16 protein-coding genes are annotated in these 17,024 nt (G+C 51.3%); 6 read left to right on the forward strand and 10 right to left on the reverse strand.

Annotated features, from left to right (window positions below):
* Nucleotides 1-11 precede the first annotated feature (11 nt).
* From V8L70_RS12345 to V8L70_RS12355, 3 genes are read right to left on the reverse strand one after another with little or no spacing between them, the layout of a single operon-like run.
* Nucleotides 12-1,061, reverse strand: a complete 1,050-nt coding sequence (locus V8L70_RS12345) for a COX15/CtaA family protein (protein WP_008957475.1) — start codon at nucleotides 1,059-1,061, stop codon at nucleotides 12-14.
* 32 nt (nucleotides 1,062-1,093) lie between these two features.
* A complete protein-coding gene (locus V8L70_RS12350) occupies nucleotides 1,094-1,603 on the reverse strand; it encodes a hypothetical protein (protein ID WP_008957476.1) in 510 nt (169 codons plus the stop codon).
* 1 nt (nucleotide 1,604) lies between these two features.
* Nucleotides 1,605-2,327, reverse strand: coding sequence for an SURF1 family protein (locus tag V8L70_RS12355; RefSeq protein ID WP_101147038.1), 723 nt, complete (start codon nucleotides 2,325-2,327; stop codon nucleotides 1,605-1,607).
* Between V8L70_RS12355 and V8L70_RS12360 the strand changes: the two genes are divergently transcribed.
* A complete protein-coding gene (locus V8L70_RS12360; protein ID WP_008957478.1) occupies nucleotides 2,326-2,517 on the forward strand; it encodes a DUF2909 domain-containing protein in 192 nt (63 codons plus the stop codon). The genes V8L70_RS12355 and V8L70_RS12360 overlap by 2 nt on opposite strands.
* 5 nt (nucleotides 2,518-2,522) lie before the next feature.
* Here the strand turns inward: V8L70_RS12360 and V8L70_RS12365 are convergent, their stop codons facing one another.
* The 5 genes from V8L70_RS12365 to V8L70_RS12385 form a co-directional block, all read right to left on the reverse strand.
* Nucleotides 2,523-3,383, reverse strand: coding sequence for a cytochrome c oxidase subunit 3 (locus V8L70_RS12365; protein WP_101147039.1), 861 nt, complete (start codon nucleotides 3,381-3,383; stop codon nucleotides 2,523-2,525).
* Complete coding sequence (locus tag V8L70_RS12370; RefSeq protein WP_101147040.1) at nucleotides 3,380-4,015, reverse strand: cytochrome c oxidase assembly protein; 636 nt, start codon at nucleotides 4,013-4,015, stop codon at nucleotides 3,380-3,382. Before V8L70_RS12370 ends, V8L70_RS12365 begins: the two co-directional genes overlap by 4 nt.
* Before the next feature lie 42 nt (nucleotides 4,016-4,057).
* The gene (gene ctaD / locus V8L70_RS12375) at nucleotides 4,058-5,692 is read right to left on the reverse strand and encodes a cytochrome c oxidase subunit I (protein ID WP_101147041.1); all 1,635 of its coding nucleotides are present in this window, start codon (nucleotides 5,690-5,692) and stop codon (nucleotides 4,058-4,060) included.
* A gap of 48 nt (nucleotides 5,693-5,740) precedes the next feature.
* On the reverse strand, nucleotides 5,741-6,856 hold the full coding sequence (gene coxB / locus V8L70_RS12380) for a cytochrome c oxidase subunit II (protein ID WP_101147042.1): 1,116 nt from the start codon (nucleotides 6,854-6,856) through the stop codon (nucleotides 5,741-5,743).
* A gap of 127 nt (nucleotides 6,857-6,983) precedes the next feature.
* Complete coding sequence (locus tag V8L70_RS12385; protein ID WP_332870658.1) at nucleotides 6,984-7,223, reverse strand: DUF2970 domain-containing protein; 240 nt, start codon at nucleotides 7,221-7,223, stop codon at nucleotides 6,984-6,986.
* 134 nt (nucleotides 7,224-7,357) lie between these two features.
* Here V8L70_RS12385 and V8L70_RS12390 point away from each other — a divergent pair, with 134 nt between their 5' ends.
* Nucleotides 7,358-7,576 carry a hypothetical protein gene (locus V8L70_RS12390; protein ID WP_008957484.1) on the forward strand — a complete coding sequence of 73 codons (219 nt, stop codon included), beginning with the start codon at nucleotides 7,358-7,360 and terminating at the stop codon, nucleotides 7,574-7,576.
* A 24-nt stretch (nucleotides 7,577-7,600) separates the two neighbouring features.
* Here V8L70_RS12390 and hrpB read toward each other — a convergent pair whose 3' ends face one another.
* Both hrpB and V8L70_RS12400 read right to left on the reverse strand, forming a co-directional pair.
* A complete protein-coding gene (gene hrpB, locus V8L70_RS12395; RefSeq protein ID WP_101147043.1) occupies nucleotides 7,601-10,045 on the reverse strand; it encodes an ATP-dependent helicase HrpB in 2,445 nt (814 codons plus the stop codon).
* 7 nt (nucleotides 10,046-10,052) lie between these two features.
* The gene (locus V8L70_RS12400; RefSeq protein WP_101147044.1) at nucleotides 10,053-10,715 is read right to left on the reverse strand and encodes a TetR family transcriptional regulator C-terminal domain-containing protein; all 663 of its coding nucleotides are present in this window, start codon (nucleotides 10,713-10,715) and stop codon (nucleotides 10,053-10,055) included.
* A 189-nt stretch (nucleotides 10,716-10,904) separates the two neighbouring features.
* On the opposite strand from V8L70_RS12400, the gene xdhA reads away from it, so the two are divergent.
* From xdhA to guaD, 4 genes are read left to right on the forward strand one after another with little or no spacing between them, the layout of a single operon-like run.
* Nucleotides 10,905-12,362, forward strand: a complete 1,458-nt coding sequence (gene xdhA / locus V8L70_RS12405) for a xanthine dehydrogenase small subunit (RefSeq protein ID WP_101147045.1) — start codon at nucleotides 10,905-10,907, stop codon at nucleotides 12,360-12,362.
* Nucleotides 12,346-14,769, forward strand: a complete 2,424-nt coding sequence (xdhB, locus tag V8L70_RS12410; protein WP_101147046.1) for a xanthine dehydrogenase molybdopterin binding subunit — start codon at nucleotides 12,346-12,348, stop codon at nucleotides 14,767-14,769. Before xdhA ends, xdhB begins: the two co-directional genes overlap by 17 nt.
* The gene (gene xdhC, locus V8L70_RS12415; protein ID WP_101147047.1) at nucleotides 14,766-15,641 is read left to right on the forward strand and encodes a xanthine dehydrogenase accessory protein XdhC; all 876 of its coding nucleotides are present in this window, start codon (nucleotides 14,766-14,768) and stop codon (nucleotides 15,639-15,641) included. Before xdhB ends, xdhC begins: the two co-directional genes overlap by 4 nt.
* A gap of 1 nt (nucleotide 15,642) precedes the next feature.
* On the forward strand, nucleotides 15,643-16,926 hold the full coding sequence (guaD, locus tag V8L70_RS12420; protein WP_336269459.1) for a guanine deaminase: 1,284 nt from the start codon (nucleotides 15,643-15,645) through the stop codon (nucleotides 16,924-16,926).
* The last annotated feature ends 98 nt before the right edge of the window (nucleotides 16,927-17,024 follow it).

Genomic DNA, 17,024 nt, shown 5'->3' on the forward strand with positions numbered 1-17,024 from the left:
GCCCCCCTTCTTTAGTCAGCAATAACGTTGCGATAAAACGGATTAGAATTCTTTGAACAAGCCCCAGCTTCATTGTAACGCCAGCACCACCAAGCCCACACTAGACCAACAGATAGTGCAATGGCCCCTGCCGTATGTAACAACGCAAGCCATAAAGGCAGCCATAACAATATGTTAGCGACACCTAAAATAGCTTGCAGCATGTATAGAGAAACCACAATCGCTAGAGGTTTAGCGACATTCTGCCAATGCCGATATCGTAACCAAAGCGCAACCAACCCGGCTCCTAACATGAGTGCGCCTAAGCGATGAACAACATGGATAGCAGTGCGTGCATCAGCATGTAGCTGCCCATGTAAATAATTAGGGCCAACAGTTTGGGTAAAATGAAAACCCTCGCTTACATCCAACTCAGGCCACCACTGACCATTACAGGTAGGGAATCCTTGGCAAGCGATGCCTGCATAGTTGCTAGTCACCCACCCACCCAACGCTAACTGCACCACCAGCAAACATGCCGCAATACCCCACCAGGCATTGGCTAGGCGCGGCTCAGTGATGGATTTTTTACGAGCACGACGTAAGCGTAGGTGTAACCAAAAGAACAGTAGTAATACACTCAGCCCACCCAACAGGTGGAGAGTGACGACTTGCGGCCAGAGCTGTAGCGTAACCGTGAAAGCACCGAAGGCACCCTGCAATATAATAACTACTAAGAGCGTCAAACTTAGCCGCCATGGGTAACCTGACCGTTGTCGCAATGGCCAACCCATCGCGACAACACTTATTACCACCAGCCCTAGCAAGCTAGCGATGTAGCGATGGGCCATTTCCACCCACGCTTTAAACGGTTCTAATGGCACATCGGGATGGCGCAGGGTGGCATGATCGCTATCGGGGACCAGTAGCTTTCCATAGCAACCTGGCCAATCAGGGCAGCCTAAACCAGCATCGACTAACCGTGTCCATGCACCAACCAGCATTACCACTGCGGTAAACAGGGTGCCTATTAACGTTAATCGCACTAACCAACGCAAGCGGCGCTCATAGGAATCGGTCATGATGCTTCCTTAACAACAGGGATTAGTGCGCTTCATAGGGGGTTTACTTTAAAAAGATGCTGTATATCGTCAAGCACGTATTTGGTCGCGACGTTTTCATCAAATGCTAGCGCCGGACGCCCTGAAGGATCGAGCAACCACACTGAGTTTTCTTTCCGCCATGAGGGAAAGCGCTGCCATTCACTGGTCACTTCGCCCGGTAATGGTTCAAGCTCTCCGCCGATGCGCAAACGCGTTAATCTCGGCGCTTCGCGTCCTAAAGCACGATGTAGGCGCCACAATTCATCTTGGCGTGCTTCACACTGCAGGGTGCAGTCAAATGCCAGAATCCACTTGTCCTCTTCACTCACGGCAGGCGTTGTTAATGGCCATTCATGAAGAGCGGGTAACGCCAGGTCCACATCACCATGTGCCGTATGGCGATCAGGAATACCAATACGAAACTCGACCATACCCCAGGCGGCAAGCATGGGAGACGCGAATATCACAAAGATCAGCATTAATTTTAGCCGCTGGCGGCGAGTGTGTTTAGCATCCTGCATATTATTCACCCTGCTTATTTTTATTCAGTAACGACTCTTCTTGAGTTGCATCAAAACGCAATTTTCGCCCCCCAAAAAACATTACCACCAGGGCCGCCAGGGCCAGCCCCCACCACTGAAACGCATACCCTATATGTCGGCTGGGGGGCATAACACTGGCCTCCCACCAAGGAATCAGAACACCATCACCCTCACTAGCATGCAACCAGCCCGCATAGCTAAACGAACCTAGTGAAGCTCGCCAAGGTTCAAGACTTAACTGCTGCAACCTGACACCTTCTCTATTTTCTCCATATAGTGGCCCGCCCGCTTGTACTTCCTGCCACTCGCCGGTCAACTCAACACTGCCACTTGGAGTAGTGGCTTGGGGCGGCTCACGATGAGGTCCCGTTGCTAAAAAGCCTCGCTGCACTAACCAAAGCTGACCGAAGCTATCACGCAGAGGCGTTAGTACTGCTACCCCTAACTTTCCCTCTACAATCCGATTATCTAAATAGAGGGTATGCTCTGCCAAATACTCACCCTGTAGGGTTACCTCTGCTCCTTGGGCTGGCTGCACGGTAGGCTGCACCAATGCAGTTGCCGTTTCGCGAACGGCCAATGCTAATCGCTTGTCATTTGCCCGCTCCCACTGCCATAGTCCTAAGTAGGCGCCTAAGGCCACCACCAAACTCCAGAAAAAACACCAGCTGTAAAAACGCCATTGTCGAGAGGTTTTCATCATGTGGTTACAACTACTCATTGCCGCTGTATTCGTTGCGATGGTTATCAGCCTAGCCATGGGAGCTGGCTTTTTGCTGCGTGATGACTCCTCGTCTCGCCGCTTGCTTGTGTCTCTTAAATGGCGTATCGGACTAGCTTGTTTATTAATGATTCTCATCATATTTGGCTTTTGGTCCGGCCAGCTAGGCTAAGCAATTTATAAAACGTAAACGAAAATAAAGAGACCAACCCATACCACATCAACGAAATGCCAATACCAACATGAGGCTTCAAAACCAAAATGATTTTCATCGGCAAAATGGCCTTTCACTATTCGTACTAACATGGTGGCAAGAATGATCGTGCCGATAATCACGTGCAACCCATGAAAGCCGGTCAAGATAAAGAACGTTGCGCCAAAAATACCGGCTTCCAATGTAATACCGTAATGCGCATAAGCCTCATAATATTCAATGCCTTGAATCATTATAAAGCAGCATCCTAATAGCACGGTACCGGTTAGCCAGTTACGACATGTCCGCCGGTAACCGACTTTTAAAGCCTCATGGGAAACTGTTAGCGTGATACTTGAGGTGATCAAAATTAGCGTATTAACGAGAGGAAGTTGCCAAGGGCTAAAAACTTGTTGAGGGCCAGAAATGGAAGCATCGGGTGGGTTCAATAGGGGCCATGTAGCAACAAAATCTGGCCACAGTAACGCTGAAACCCCTTTAGCGCCCTCACCACCCAGCCAAGGAAGGGTGAACATCCTTACGTAAAACAACGCCCCAAAAAAAGCGGCAAAAAACATGACTTCTGAAAAAATAAACCAGCCCATGCCCCAGCGAAACGAACGATCCATTTGAGCATCATACAGCCCACCACGAGACTCACTGATCACATCCCGAAACCATAGCCCCATCACAGACACTATGCCCACCACGCCTATTAAAACCAGCGGCAGCCCAGTGTCGTAAACGAGCTTAATGCCGATTCCAACCATCATTGCACCGAGTGCCACCGAACCGAGAACAGGCCACCGACTACTCGCTGGAACGTAATAGCTACCACTGCTCATATCGTTTCTCCCGCCGCGTTATTGTTCTTAGCTTCGTTTTTGGGATCGTTCTTAACGTCGTGATTAATCATGGTATTCAGTGAGGCGGTCTGTATCGCACGTTCAATGGGATACAGGGTATACACCAGCGTGATGGTATTAATATCTGCTGGAAGATCTCGCGCCAACTGAAACACTAACGGGATCGTCAAGCGCTCATTACCCTGCAACTGTTGCTCTTCAAAACAGAAACAGCTTACTTTGCGTAAATGGCGCGTTGCATTTGAAGGGGAAACGCTAGGTACTGCCTGCCCCCAGCTTTCGTTTTGACTATTATTAGTAAACGTAAAGTCGACTTCTGCCGTTTGCCCCGGATGCACGCTCATTTGATGCATTTCAACGCTCATCTGCCACGGTAATCCTGGGCTGCCCCGCGTTATAAATTGCACATTAATGTAACGGGACTCATCTACCTCTTCGTGCACGATACTTTGTGCCGTAGCATCAACCTTGCCATTGATGCCGGTAATTTGACAAAACACGTCATACAACGGCACCAACGCAAAAGCAAAGGCGAACATACCCACTAGCACAGCCATTGTTCTAATAACCGTTTGACGCACGCCTGCCTGGTTTTGCTCTCGACTGTCCATAACACCTCTTGGGCCTACTGGCCTGTGTGGTTTATGCCATTTTTAATGGGAAGTACGATGAAAAACCGGCGGCGTTTCAAAGGTGTGCAAGGGTGCAGGACAGGGAACTGTCCACTCTAAATCTTCCGCGCCCTCCCAAGCTTTTGCTGGCGCTTTTTTACCTCCGCGAACGCACAGGATGATGCCTAAAACAAATAGCAACTGTGAGGCGCCAAAGAAGAAAGCACCAATACTTGAAAGTAAGTTAAAGTCGGCAAACTGAAGAGCATAATCGGGAATACGGCGCGGCATACCGGCTAACCCAGCGAAATGCATGGGGAAGAAGGTTAGGTTGACACCGATAATCGAAAACCAGAAATGCCACTGGGCAAGCCGTTCATTAGGGTAATGCCCCGTCCATTTCGGCAACCAATAATAAACCCCTGCCATGATGGCAAAGATCGCCCCAGGGACTAACACATAGTGAAAGTGGGCAACGACGAAGTAAGTATCATGATATTGAAAATCCGCAGGGGCGATCGCCAACATTAGCCCTGAAAAACCACCAATAGTGAACAGCACGACAAAGGCAAGGGCAAACAGCATCGGCGATTCAAAACTGATTGAGCCACGAAACAGCGTAGTGACCCAGTTAAATACCTTCACCCCAGTAGGCACGGCGATCAGCATCGTTGTATACATAAAAAACAACTCTGCTACTAAAGGCATCCCTACCACAAACATATGATGAGCCCAGACCAAAAACGATAGAAACGCAATCGCCGCAGTGGCATAAACCATCGATGCATAACCAAACAGCGGTTTTCTTGCAAACGTAGGTATGATCGCGGAGACAATACCAAAGGCGGGCAAAATCATGATGTACACTTCAGGATGACCAAACGTCCAGAAAAGATGCTGAAACAGAACCGGGTCGCCCCCACCCGCCGCGTTAAAGAAACTTGTGCCAAAGTTAATATCCATAAGCATCATGGTGATAACTGCCGCTAAAACCGGCATTACCGCGATCAGCAGAAAGGCCGTAATTAACCAGGTCCAGACAAAGAGTGGCATATCCATTAAACGCATGCCCGGTGCACGCATATTTAAAATAGTTGCGATGATATTAATTGCCCCTAATATCGAACTGATACCCGCAAGGTGTAATGAAAGTATAAAAAAGGTCGTAGAGGGAGGCGCATAGTTGGTCGATAGCGGCGCATAAAAAGTCCAACCAAAATTTGGTCCGCCACCAGGCATAAGAAGGGTTGAAAGCAATAATGTAAAAGCAACAGGAAGCAGCCAAAAGCTGAAGTTATTCAATCGTGGTAACGCCATATCTGGCGCTCCAATTTGCAACGGTATCATCCAGTTAGCTAACCCTGTGAAGGCTGGCATTACGGCGGCAAACACCATAATCAACCCATGCATAGTGGTCATCTGGTTGAAAAACTCAGGTTCGACCAACTGGAGTCCAGGCTGGAAAAGTTCGGCCCTCACTACTAAAGCAAATATGCCGCCAACGAAAAACATAGTCAGCGAAAAAATCAGATAAAGAGAACCTATCTCTTTATGATTTGTGGTCAATAACCAGCGCAAAATACCTTTCGGCGGCGCATCATGACTTTGGCTTTGCCCATCGGCGACGGCCGTACTGCTATGCTGCAAATGAGGCTGAGGGGGTAGTTTGGGCGACATGATACTCTCCGAAATATTGTAGTTGTCTAAATAAGTGGCGCATCAGCATTATTGGGCAATTAACTCAGCTACTTCTGAAGGCTGCACCACCTCTCCCGTATCGTTACCCCAAGCATTTCGCGTATAAGTTACTACAGCGGCAATTTCTACTGGATTTAAGGTGCTACGAAAAGCTGGCATTGCAGCACCCGAAACACCGTTGATTACTTTATTGAGATGCCAATCCACATCACTAATAAGCTGTTCGTTATTTGCCAGTGCAGGAAAAGCAGGCGGCGAGCCCTGGCCTTCGGCTTGATGGCAAGAAGAGCAGATCGATTGATAAATTTCCTGGCCGCGTGCTACTAGCTCCTCCATAGCCCATTCACGATCAACGCCCATGGCCTCTTCGGCAGCCGCTTCTTTACGCTCGGCGAGCCAACTATCAAACTCATCTTCTTCCATCGCATGAACCACGACGGGCATAAACCCGTGATTGACACCACATAGCTCAGTGCACTGCCCACGGTAGATACCTGGCTCATTGATCGTTACCCAATTTTCATTGATAAAGCCGGGAATCGTGTCTTGTTTGACTGCTAAGTCGGGCACCCACCATGAGTGAATAACATCATCAGAGGTCATCAAAAAGCGCACTTTGCGATTGATGGGTAAAACAAGCGGCTCATCCACTTCTAATAAGTAATGCTCTCCCCGCGTTTCAGCCCCGCTGATCTGTGTCCGTGGAGTGCTCATATTAGAAGTAAACGCGACGTCCTCGCCTAGATACTCATAGCGCCAGCGCCACTGCTGTCCTGTAATCATAACGTCTAACTCTGCATCTGAAGAGTCGTACATATTTTTTAGCGTTGCGGTAGCAGGGACAGCCATGCCAACCAGAATCAAGACAGGGATAGCCGTCCAAAGCACTTCTACACTGGTGTGCTCATGAAAGTTGGCGGCTTTGGCGCCTTTGGAGTGGCGGTAGCGAAACAGGGAGTAAAACATAGCACCAAACACCACGAGGCCGATGACGACACATATCCAAAAAATCGTCATGTGAAGGCCAAAGATATCGGCGCTAACATCGGTTACACCAACAGGCATATTCCAATCATTGGCATTAGCCTGCGACCCGCTCGCAGAAAGGGTAATGACTAACAGCCACCGCCACGCTGATCGCATAGAAACCTCCAGACTTATTGTTGTTATCTCCTGCCTTTAGATGAGGGCAGAACTAAATGAGATATTAGCAGTATAGAAAATATGTGCCATTCGTCACGCTTTGCTTACTTAACGCTATCAACGCTTTTCAGCGGGCAGCAAACGTTGCCAAAACGATAAGCACCAAAACGAACAGCAATGTAATGACTATCCCAGTAACAATGTACGCTGCAGGCTTGCCACTACTAAAGTCTTCCTGTCGCTTTTGGTTACTCTGGACCCCAAGTAAGGCCGCTAATACTGACTTCACCACTGACCACATAAAACCTCCGATTAGGGCTGGTGTGACAACGCACATTGAGGATTCATGGTTAACATTCATTATCATAGACAGACAAAGGTATTACGTTTGGATAAACGGAAAAAATCTAAGCATTTACAGGCAGGTAAATGGCAATCTATAGTTCCGATTATGCGATACTAATTTCCCCCAGGATCAAGCGCCACCCAATGGAGTGACTAATGTTCAAGCACCTTCCAAGCCTACCAGCTAAAAGCCTATTGGCTATTTTCCCATTACTGCTGCTAACAGGTTGTACGACGTATACCTGGCCCGACGGCTCACAGGAAACCGTAATCGGTGTGGTGCCAGAAGAAGAAAATAAACGCTACGAAGAAGAACAGGTAGAAGGGGTACGCTATCGTATTCCGAACGAGATCCCAGAAAAGCGCAGCGAATAAGCATGACGGCAAAAGACGGTCAGACTATTTATCCATCTTCCGTTTGGTATGCGCAGTCGCCGTTGCGGTCAAAGGGTCTTCTGGCCAAGGATGCCGAGGGTAGCGACCGCGCATTTCTTTACGTACCTCTGGGTAGCCATTTTGCCAGAAACTCATTAAATCTTGGGTGACTTGTAGCGGCCTACGCGCGGGTGAAAGCAGATGAATCATTACGGCAACGCCGCCATTAACGACGGTAGGGGTTACCTGCCAACCAAAGGCCTCTTGCAGCTTCATAGCTAAAACTGGAGGGCATTGGGAAAGGCAAGGCACATAATCCAACATAATCACTTTTCCACTGGGTACTTTAAGCGCTTGAGGTGCCAATTGATCAAACTGGCTTTTCTGTTCCCAGGAGAGTGAATCAAGCAAGTAACACTCTACGGGCAATGCTTCAATTTCGCTCAGTCGATTTATACCGATCAAGTAGGGAGCTAACCAGCTCTCTAATGTGGCTAACAGTACCTGCTCCGACCAATCGGGCCATTGCTCCCCCAGGTTGGCGCGTAACAGCGTCATGCGCCCGAGCAACTGTTGATGCTTCTTGCCGAACAACCGCCTGGGCTGCTGACGTAAAGCATCCAATAGCGCCTCTTTTACGGTTTCTCCCGGCAAATGCGCCAATGCCCGTTTGGCAATAATAAGGCTAGCGTGCGCCTGCACCTCTTCACCGATTAAACGGCCCTGCTCTTGCGACCATGTTACGCGTGGCTGCCAGAGGCTAATCCCAGGATATAGAGAAAGCAGTGAGGCAAGGGGTAGTTGCTCGCCAGCAATAATGCGCACTTGGTCCCCTGCTGCGCTGTTTAACACGGCGGCCACTAAAAAAGATTGATGTGCCAATGGCTCATTTAACGGCAGCATAGCGGTTTTGCCATTTGCTAGTCGAAACTTACCTGGCTCTATTAACTGGCCGATGCGCTCTGGGTATGCCAGTGCCAAGAGCGGCCCAAGCGGTTGCATCATAGCTTCATCAAGCACGGCCCCTGCTTTCCTAGCAAGCCTAAGGGCTTCGCGCTGCCATTGAGGAAAACGTTTAGGCTGACTGAGCCGGAGTGCTAACGCATCATGCAGCGAGCGCTCTGAGCTGTCCCGCTCCTCCAGTAGAGCTGCTAGCCCACAGGCCAGGGAAACAGCATTGAATTCTGCAGCACGCTCCAGCATCACGGCTATTCGCGGTTCGACTGGCCATTGGGCACAGCGACTGCCCAAGGGGGTTAGCCTGTGTTGCTCGTCTAATATACCAAGCTGCACTAAAAGCGCTTGACCACTGCGCCAAGCACTTTCTGGCGGCGGCGTCACCCAACTCAGCTCATGGGGCGACGCAACCCCCCAACACGCCAGTTCAAGCACCAGCGATGAGAGTTCCGCTTGCTGAATTTCTGGCTCACCGTAAGCGGTTAACAGCTGCTCTTGAGCCCAGAGCCGAAAACAGACGCCCTCCCTTTGCCGACCTGCGCGACCCCGCCGCTGGTCGGCGCTAGCACGGTTGATTCGTCGTGTGGTTAACCACGTTAGGCCCGTGCGCGGCTGAAAAAGCGGCACTCGCTCTAAGCCACCGTCAATCACTACATTGACGCCATCCACCGTAATGCTAGATTCGGTAATCGCAGTGGAGACAATAATACGCTGTTGTGATGTGTTTACTGCTAATGCCGCTTGTTGCTGCGCGATACTCATCCTACCGTGCAGCGGTCGTATCGCGAGGTCTGGTAGCGCCCTTTCCAACGCTTGTACTAGCCGATTTATCTCGGCCACGCCCGGCAAGATCACTAAGACATCCTGCGTATCAGGCATTAAAAGCGCTTCATTGACTACGCGCAGAGCATGGCTAACACTCTCTTCGCTATTTAAAGAAGGACGATAAAGCGTTGTCACCGGATACTGACGACCATGACACTCAATGGTGGGCACCTGCTCCCCTAACACTCGCCTGAGCGCCTTGATATCCAGCGTTGCCGACATTACCAGCAGGCGTAAATCGTCACGAATACTGCTTTGCACATCCAGCGTAAGCGCCAACCCTACATCGGCGTCTAAACTTCGCTCATGGAATTCATCAAAGATGATCCCGGCCACGCCTTCCAGCAGCGGGTCATCCTGCAGCATGCGAGTAAGCACCCCTTGAGTAACGACCTCTAAGCGAGTTTGCGCGCTAACACAGCTATCGCCGCGCATGCGATAGCCCACTGTCTGACCGACCTTTTCGCCTAACTGCTGAGCCATATAGTTAGCCGCCAATCGCGCGGCGACTCGCCGTGGCTCTAGCAAAAGCAGCTTCTGCCCTTCTACCCAATCGGCCGTAAGCAGAGCAAGCGGGACACGGGTAGTTTTGCCAGCGCCTGGCTGGGCAATCAGCATCAGACGATTGTTGGTAACCAGGACGTTTTTAACGTGATCAAGATGCTGATCAATCGGCAAATCGCTCATTTAGCACTCACTTTTCCACCAAGTGAGCGTTGGTACTCGCCTGAGTGATTCCGCACCCTTTTAGGATAACGTGCTCAAGAAAGGCTGAAATTGATTCAACATCCTCTTCAGTTAATGCATCTCGGCCTAAAATACCGCTTACCTGAGCGCTATATTCAGTGTAGTGCTGGGTAGCAGACCAAATTAAGAAGATTAGCCACTTGGGGTCGACGGCGTCCATTTTACCTTGCGCAGACCACTGCCGAATGATCGCGGCACGAGAAGCCACCCACTCACGCAGTTCACCGGCCAGATAATCACTCAAGAAGGGAGCGCCGGCTAAAATTTCCGCTGCAAACAGTTTTGAGCCTTCGGGGTAGCGCTGACCAAGCACCATTTTGGCGCGGATAAAATCACTCAGCACAGTTGCTGGATCACTCTCCGGGGTAATATCTTCAAGCACCTTGTTCCAGCGATGCATCATACGGTTAAGCAGTCGCACATAAAGCGCCTGCTTACTTCCCATGTAGTACAAAATATTAGCCTTAGGGAGACCGGCCCGATCAGCGATCACTTGCAAGCTCGCTCCACGGTAACCGTACTGAGAAAACACTTCTTCAGCGGCCATCAGAATATTTGTCTCAACTTTTTCACGGCTGGGGCTTTCATGAGTGACGGATACAGCGGTCATTTACAATGTCCCTTAATAAGCGTCGGCGGGTAGGCTTGTTGCCCCAAATAGAGGCATTTCGCATAAGCTTGCCCCACTCCCGTGCAGCGATCAAATACTTGCAAGGCTGACCATTTTGTCTCAAGCTCAACTTATATTGACCGATCGGTCAGCACAATCCCGGTCTATACAACAACAGTGGAGTTTGGCATGGCAACGATTGCGTTCCTGCTCAATGGTGCCCCCCACCAGTGTGAGGTTTCACCGAACACGAGCATTTTAACCTTATTACGCGAGCATTTGGCGTTAACAGGCACCAAAGAGGGCTGCGCATCGGGTGACTGCGGTGCTTGTACCGTAGCAATTGGCGAGCCAAACGCTGACACCCACACGTTTACCAGTGCCAACGCCTGTATCACACCAGCCCATCAACTTCAGGGTAGGCATTTAGTCACCGTTGAAGGGCTAGCTAAAGAGGGACGTCTGCACCCAGCCCAAGAAGCGATGATCGAATGCCATGGTAGCCAGTGTGGTTTTTGCACGCCGGGTATTGTCATGTCACTTTTCACACTGCATAACGACCTTACCCAGCGGCCTGCTCCGCTAACCTCAGAACGCATTGAAGCAGCCCTGGGTGGCAACTTGTGCCGTTGCACGGGCTATCGCCCTATCCGGGATGCTGCGCTGCGCATGAATGATATTCCCTATGAGCGCCCCCAATGGCAAGACGCGGCGCTGTCAACGTCAGAAAATGATGCTGAAATAACAGTCCCTACAGCGAAAACACCTTTTTTTTCCCAGCCCCTCTCCTTGGCAGCCCTAACACGGCTGCGCCAAGAAGCCCCTCAAGCACGCTTGGTGGCAGGAGGCACAGACCTTTGGTTGGAAAGCACTCAGCGCTTGGCTTCGCTTGATCAGTTGATTGATGTTTCTCGCGTTGCCGAGCTGTTAACAGTAGAAGCGACAACGTTTGAAGGACAACCTGGCTGGTGGATTGGCGCCGGGGTCACCTATACTCAGCTTGAACCACTGTTTGAAGAGCACTTCCCCGCCTTTGCTCATCTGCTGCACCGATTAGGCTCTCAGCAGATCCGTAACCGGGGAACGCTAGGTGGCAATATTGCCAATGCTTCTCCTATTGGCGATACGCCACCCGTGCTACTTGCCTTAGGGGCCCAGGTAGAACTTGCCAGCGTAAAAGGTAGCCGTTGCTTAGCGCTGGAAAACTTCTTTTTGGATTATAAACAGACCGCTATGGCGGCTGATGAGGTCGTTTCACGAATTTTTATTCCCCGAGCAATTGAACGCAGCCAGCTGCGCGTCTGGAAGCTTTCCAAGCGCCGGGAAGACGATATTTCTGCAGTGCTCGGCGCTTTTAGCTACCGCATTGAGCAAGGTGTCTTGCATGATGTACGGATCGCTTTTGGCGGCATGGCGGCCATTCCCAAGCGCGCGCAAGCAGCGGAAGCGACACTGGAAGGTAGCGCCATTACTGCAGACGCTTTTCGCGCCGCCCAGCAGGCACTCGATGAAGACTTTCAACCCATGAGTGATGTGCGTGGCAGTCAACATTATCGCCAACAAGCCGCCAAAAACCTGTTTGAACGCCTCTATCTTTCTCTTTCAGCGCCCGACCGCGAGGTGATGCTCCATGCGTACGCTCACTAAACTGGACGGCGACAGCAGCCATGCCCGCCGTGAATTACATGATCATATCCAGGGGTCTGGCCCCTTGGCACGCCATACGGTTGATAGCACTGGTCGGCGCCAAGCAGGTAGTTCCAGCTTTCACGAGAGCGCCAAAAAACACGTTACCGGCAAAGCTGCTTATATTGATGATTTGGTACTGCCTGCCGACGCTCTGCATGTTGCGCTAGGCCTATCGCCCATTGCCCACGGCACCTTAACGCAGCTTGATCTCAGCAGAGTGAAAGAGGCGCCAGGCGTGGTCGACGTGATTACTTTTCATGAGGTACCGGGGCACACCGATATCGGCCCTGTCTTTCCGGGCGATCCCATTTTTGTCGATCAAGAGATCAGCTACGCAGGCCAATGCCTCTTCGCCGTTGCAGCAATTTCACTGCAAGCTGCACGCCGCGCTGTCAAGTTGGCCGCTGTCAGTATTGACGAGAAGCCCGCCAGTTTAGACCCGGTGGCTGCGACCGAGCGCGAAGAATTTGTGCGCCCTACACATGTACAGACACGTGGTAATTGGCAACAGGCGCTTGATCAAGCGGAACAGTTAATAGAGGGCGAGCTATTCGTCGGTGGTCAAGAGCACTTCTATTTGGAAGGCCAGGCGTGCGTGGTTCATCCCACCGAAGATGAAGGCGTTATTGTCCACACTTCCAACCAACACCCAAGCGAAACCCAGAAGCTAGTGGCGGAGGTGCTGGATATTCCCTTTCATGCGGTGACGGTAGAGGTACGTCGAATGGGCGGTGGTTTTGGAGGCAAAGAGACGCAGGCTTCTCCCTGGGCATGCATCGCCGCTATTATTGCCCGTCGCACAGGTAAAACGGTTCGACTCCGTTTGCCTCGCAGCGAAGATATGCGCGCAACAGGCAAACGTCATCCTTTTCATAACCGCTATCGGTTAGCGATTGACTCTCAGGGCGTGCTTCAAGGTGGCGAGATCACCGTGATCGGTGATTGTGGGTACTCGCCTGACCTTTCCGATGCCATCGTTGATCGCGCTATGTTTCATGCCGACAATGCCTACTCGCTAGGCGAAGCGCAGGTCACGGGTCATCGTGCAAAAACGCATACCGCGTCCAATACAGCTTTTCGGGGCTTCGGTGGCCCTCAGGGCATGATGATTATCGAAGCGGCTATGGACGATATTGCCCGCAAGATTGGTGAAGACCCACTGACTATTCGTAAGCGCAATTTCTACCGCGATGGTCGCGAGGTTACCCACTATGGCCAGCAGGTCGATCAGCGACAACTATTGCATACACTCGTTGAAACACTTGAAAGCGAAAGCGATTACTGGGCGCGCCGCAAAGCGGTGAGCGACTTCAACGCCACTAGCCCTGTTATTAAGAAAGGGCTGGCACTTACTCCGGTTAAATTTGGCATTTCGTTTACCGCCCAGCATCTTAATCAGGCGGGCGCCCTTCTGCATGTTTACACCGACGGCAGCGTGATGATTAATCACGGCGGTACCGAGATGGGCCAAGGGCTTCATACTAAAATTTGTCAGGTCGTGGCTCGCGAGTTGGGTCTGGATCTGGATAAAGTACGCATTACCGCTACGCGAACCGATAAAGTTCCCAATACCTCACCTACCGCGGCTTCTAGCGGTGCCGACTTGAATGGTATGGCGGCGCGGGATGCAGCGGGAAAGCTGCGTGAGCGCCTCTTTGACTTTGCTGCTGAGCATTTCGCAGAGGGGTTGGACCGCGAGGGTATGCGCCTGGAAGATGGCACTCTGGTAGCAGGGTTCGGCGAAAGCGAGCGGCGCATACCTTGGGGTGAGTTGGTGCAAACGGCCTATCTCAATCGCATATCGTTGTCAGAAAAAGGCTTCTACGCCACACCACTCATTCACTATGATCGCTCAATCGGTCAAGGACGCCCCTTTTATTACTACGCTTTTGGCGCAGCGGTGGCTGAAGTGAGCGTGGACACCCTAAGCGGCGAGTATTTAGTAGACCGCGTCGACATTTTGCACGATGTGGGTGACTCACTAAATCCAGCCATTGATATTGGCCAAGTAGAAGGTGGTTTCATTCAGGGTATGGGTTGGTTAACCAGTGAAGAGCTTAAATGGAACGATAAAGGCGCCCTGATCAGTGATGGTCCAGCGACCTATAAAATACCCACCTATAGTGATTTGCCACCTACTTTCAACGTAGCGCTACTGGAGGGTCACCCCAACTCCATGGCGAGCCTCTATCGCTCCAAAGCGGTCGGCGAACCTCCGTTTATGTTAGGTATTAGCGTGTGGTCGGCGCTACGGGATGCTCTATCAAGTCTAACCAACTATACAGTCTCCCCCCACTTAGATACGCCTGCTACCCCTGAGCGGGTCATGCTGGCGGCCAACGCCATCAGGGAGAAAGCGCTTTGAGTCCTACTCAAACCTCAGAAACCTGGCACGCGGTGCTGCACCGCTTGCAGCGCGATGGGATACCTCATGTATTAGCCACCCAGGTGACCAGCGCAGGCTCAACACCCCGCGAGCCTGGCGCACGTATGGTCATCACCGCCGACGCTATCTTCGATACACTGGGGGGCGGTACATTTGAGTGGCAAACCATTGCCGCAGCACGAGCACGCTTAGTTGAACAGCGCTATGGACTCAGCTTAGAAGCTTTCTCTTTGGGTGGCCGAAGCGGACAGTGCTGCGGCGGCTTTGTGAATATATTGCTGGAAGCTTTCCCTGGCGCGGAAGCGCACCTGGCAATATTTGGTGCAGGTCATGTAGGCCAGGAAATTGTAAAGCTAAGTGCCCCGCTCCCTTGGCAGTTGCATTGGTACGACAGCCGCAGCGATGCGTTTTCTGGACAATATCAGCAACAGCCGAGACTGAGGTGCTACCCCCTTCAAGATGCACAGCAAAGTGTCGCCGCCTTGCCTGCAGATACCCATGCGTTGGTATTAACGCATAACCATGACGAAGACTATGCCCTAATCGCCGCGCTGATCGAGCGCGATGACGTAGCGTCGATTGGACTGATTGGCTCTGACAGCAAATGGACAAGCTTTAAAGGACGCCTTAAGCGTGATGGTTACTCTTCCGAACAAATTTTGCGCGTGCGAAGCCCTATCGGACGCATTCACGCCACTAAGCTGAGTAATAAAACACCTTACGCAATTGCGCTAACAGTGGTGACTGAACTGCTTTGGCTAACCGACACGCCCTCTTCTCAAGAAAACCGTGGCCTGGGCTCCCAGGCATTGCGAACGCTAATGACCGACTCCCCGACAATCACGAGTTAATATGAATTCTTCTACCAATACGTTTATTCGTGCCGAATTGATTAGTTTTGCCCGCAACCCTGGCGATGGCGATACGCCCGAACCGGGCAGTTTAGAGCATTACGGCGACGGATTGCTTTGGTTGAAAGACCAGCATATTCATGCCGTCGGCCATTTCGCCGAACTCGCACCTTCACTACCCAAAGGTGCTGATGTTCTCGATTATCGCGACAAACTGATTATGCCGGGGTTTATCGATACCCACGTGCACTATGTCCAGCTGGATATCATGGCGTCTTATGGCCGCCAACTGCTTGATTGGTTGAACGACTATACCTTTCCTGAAGAGTGCCGTTTTGCCAATCATGCCCATGCAGAAGCGCTATCAAATGCATTTTTAGATGAAATGCTGCGAGCAGGTACCACCACCGCTCAAGTGTTTGGCTCTAGCCATCCTGGCTCCATGGATGCCTTCTTTTCTGCTTGTCATAAACGGCATTTGCGTATGTTGGCTGGCAAGGTATTGATGGATCGTAACGCGCCAGAGGCGCTGCTGGATGGAGCGACGGGCATTGCCGATAGTGAACGACTTATTGAAGATTGGCACGGCAAGAGCCGACTAGGTTACAGCGTAACGCCTCGATTTGCGCCTACATCGACCAAAACGCAAATGGACGCCGCTGGCGCTCTTCTCCACAATGATCCTAGCCTTTGGCTACAGACACATTTGGCTGAAAACAGCGGTGAACTGGATTGGGTAGCCGAATTATTTCCCGGTAGCCGTGACTATTTATCAGTTTACGAAGAAGCAGGCCTTGTCGGCCCCCGCAGCACCTTCGCGCATGGCATCCATCTTGATAACGGTATGCGTAAGCGCTTGGCAGATAGAGGTGCCAACATTGCCTTTTGTCCCAGCTCCAATCTCTTCCTAGGCAGTGGGTTATTTGACCGTGAAGCTGCTAAACAGACGGGTATGGCATTTACTTTTGCCAGTGATATCGGCGCAGGTACCGATTTGTCAGGGTTTGGAACGCTGAAAGCCGCTTATCAAGTGGGTCAGCTAGGAGGGCAACCCCTTACCGCATGGCAAGGTTTCTATGGTTTAACCATGGGTAATGCAAAGGCGCTATCTCTGGATGACCATATTGGCCAGCTTGCTCCTTCTTTAGAGGCTGATTTTGTCGTGATCGACCCTCAGTCGACAACACTGCTTGCAAGACGCATCAGCCGCTGTACTACCCTTGGCGAGCGACTGTTTGCACTAATAATGCTGGCCGATGACCGCTGCGTATTCCGGCGAACGTGACCGGTCATTCCGGTGATCGTGACCGATTTGCACACGGCCTTCACGCTGGAGAGAGTTTTGTACGCTGAGCGGTCACGATGGGTCAACCGATTCCGTTT

The sequence above is a fragment of the Vreelandella arctica genome (assembly GCF_037070215.1).
Classification (GTDB): Bacteria; Pseudomonadota; Gammaproteobacteria; order Pseudomonadales; family Halomonadaceae; genus Vreelandella; species Vreelandella arctica.

What these genes read in the sequence shown, in the direction of transcription:
- V8L70_RS12345 (WP_008957475.1), bottom strand. Translation starts at nt 1,061, where the DNA reads ATGACCGATTCCTATGAGCGCCGCTTGCGTTGGTTAGTGCGATTAACG.
- V8L70_RS12350 (WP_008957476.1), bottom strand. Translation starts at nt 1,603, where the DNA reads ATGCAGGATGCTAAACACACTCGCCGCCAGCGGCTAAAATTAATGCTG.
- V8L70_RS12360 (WP_008957478.1), top strand. Translation starts at nt 2,326, where the DNA reads ATGTGGTTACAACTACTCATTGCCGCTGTATTCGTTGCGATGGTTATC.
- V8L70_RS12355 (WP_101147038.1), bottom strand. Translation starts at nt 2,327, where the DNA reads ATGATGAAAACCTCTCGACAATGGCGTTTTTACAGCTGGTGTTTTTTC.
- V8L70_RS12365 (WP_101147039.1), bottom strand. Translation starts at nt 3,383, where the DNA reads ATGAGCAGTGGTAGCTATTACGTTCCAGCGAGTAGTCGGTGGCCTGTT.
- V8L70_RS12370 (WP_101147040.1), bottom strand. Translation starts at nt 4,015, where the DNA reads ATGGACAGTCGAGAGCAAAACCAGGCAGGCGTGCGTCAAACGGTTATT.
- ctaD (WP_101147041.1), bottom strand. Translation starts at nt 5,692, where the DNA reads ATGTCGCCCAAACTACCCCCTCAGCCTCATTTGCAGCATAGCAGTACG.
- coxB (WP_101147042.1), bottom strand. Translation starts at nt 6,856, where the DNA reads ATGCGATCAGCGTGGCGGTGGCTGTTAGTCATTACCCTTTCTGCGAGC.
- V8L70_RS12385 (WP_332870658.1), bottom strand. Translation starts at nt 7,223, where the DNA reads ATGATAATGAATGTTAACCATGAATCCTCAATGTGCGTTGTCACACCA.
- V8L70_RS12390 (WP_008957484.1), top strand. Translation starts at nt 7,358, where the DNA reads ATGTTCAAGCACCTTCCAAGCCTACCAGCTAAAAGCCTATTGGCTATT.
- hrpB (WP_101147043.1), bottom strand. Translation starts at nt 10,045, where the DNA reads ATGAGCGATTTGCCGATTGATCAGCATCTTGATCACGTTAAAAACGTC.
- V8L70_RS12400 (WP_101147044.1), bottom strand. Translation starts at nt 10,715, where the DNA reads ATGACCGCTGTATCCGTCACTCATGAAAGCCCCAGCCGTGAAAAAGTT.
- xdhA (WP_101147045.1), top strand. Translation starts at nt 10,905, where the DNA reads ATGGCAACGATTGCGTTCCTGCTCAATGGTGCCCCCCACCAGTGTGAG.
- xdhB (WP_101147046.1), top strand. Translation starts at nt 12,346, where the DNA reads ATGCGTACGCTCACTAAACTGGACGGCGACAGCAGCCATGCCCGCCGT.
- guaD (WP_336269459.1), top strand. Translation starts at nt 15,643, where the DNA reads ATGAATTCTTCTACCAATACGTTTATTCGTGCCGAATTGATTAGTTTT.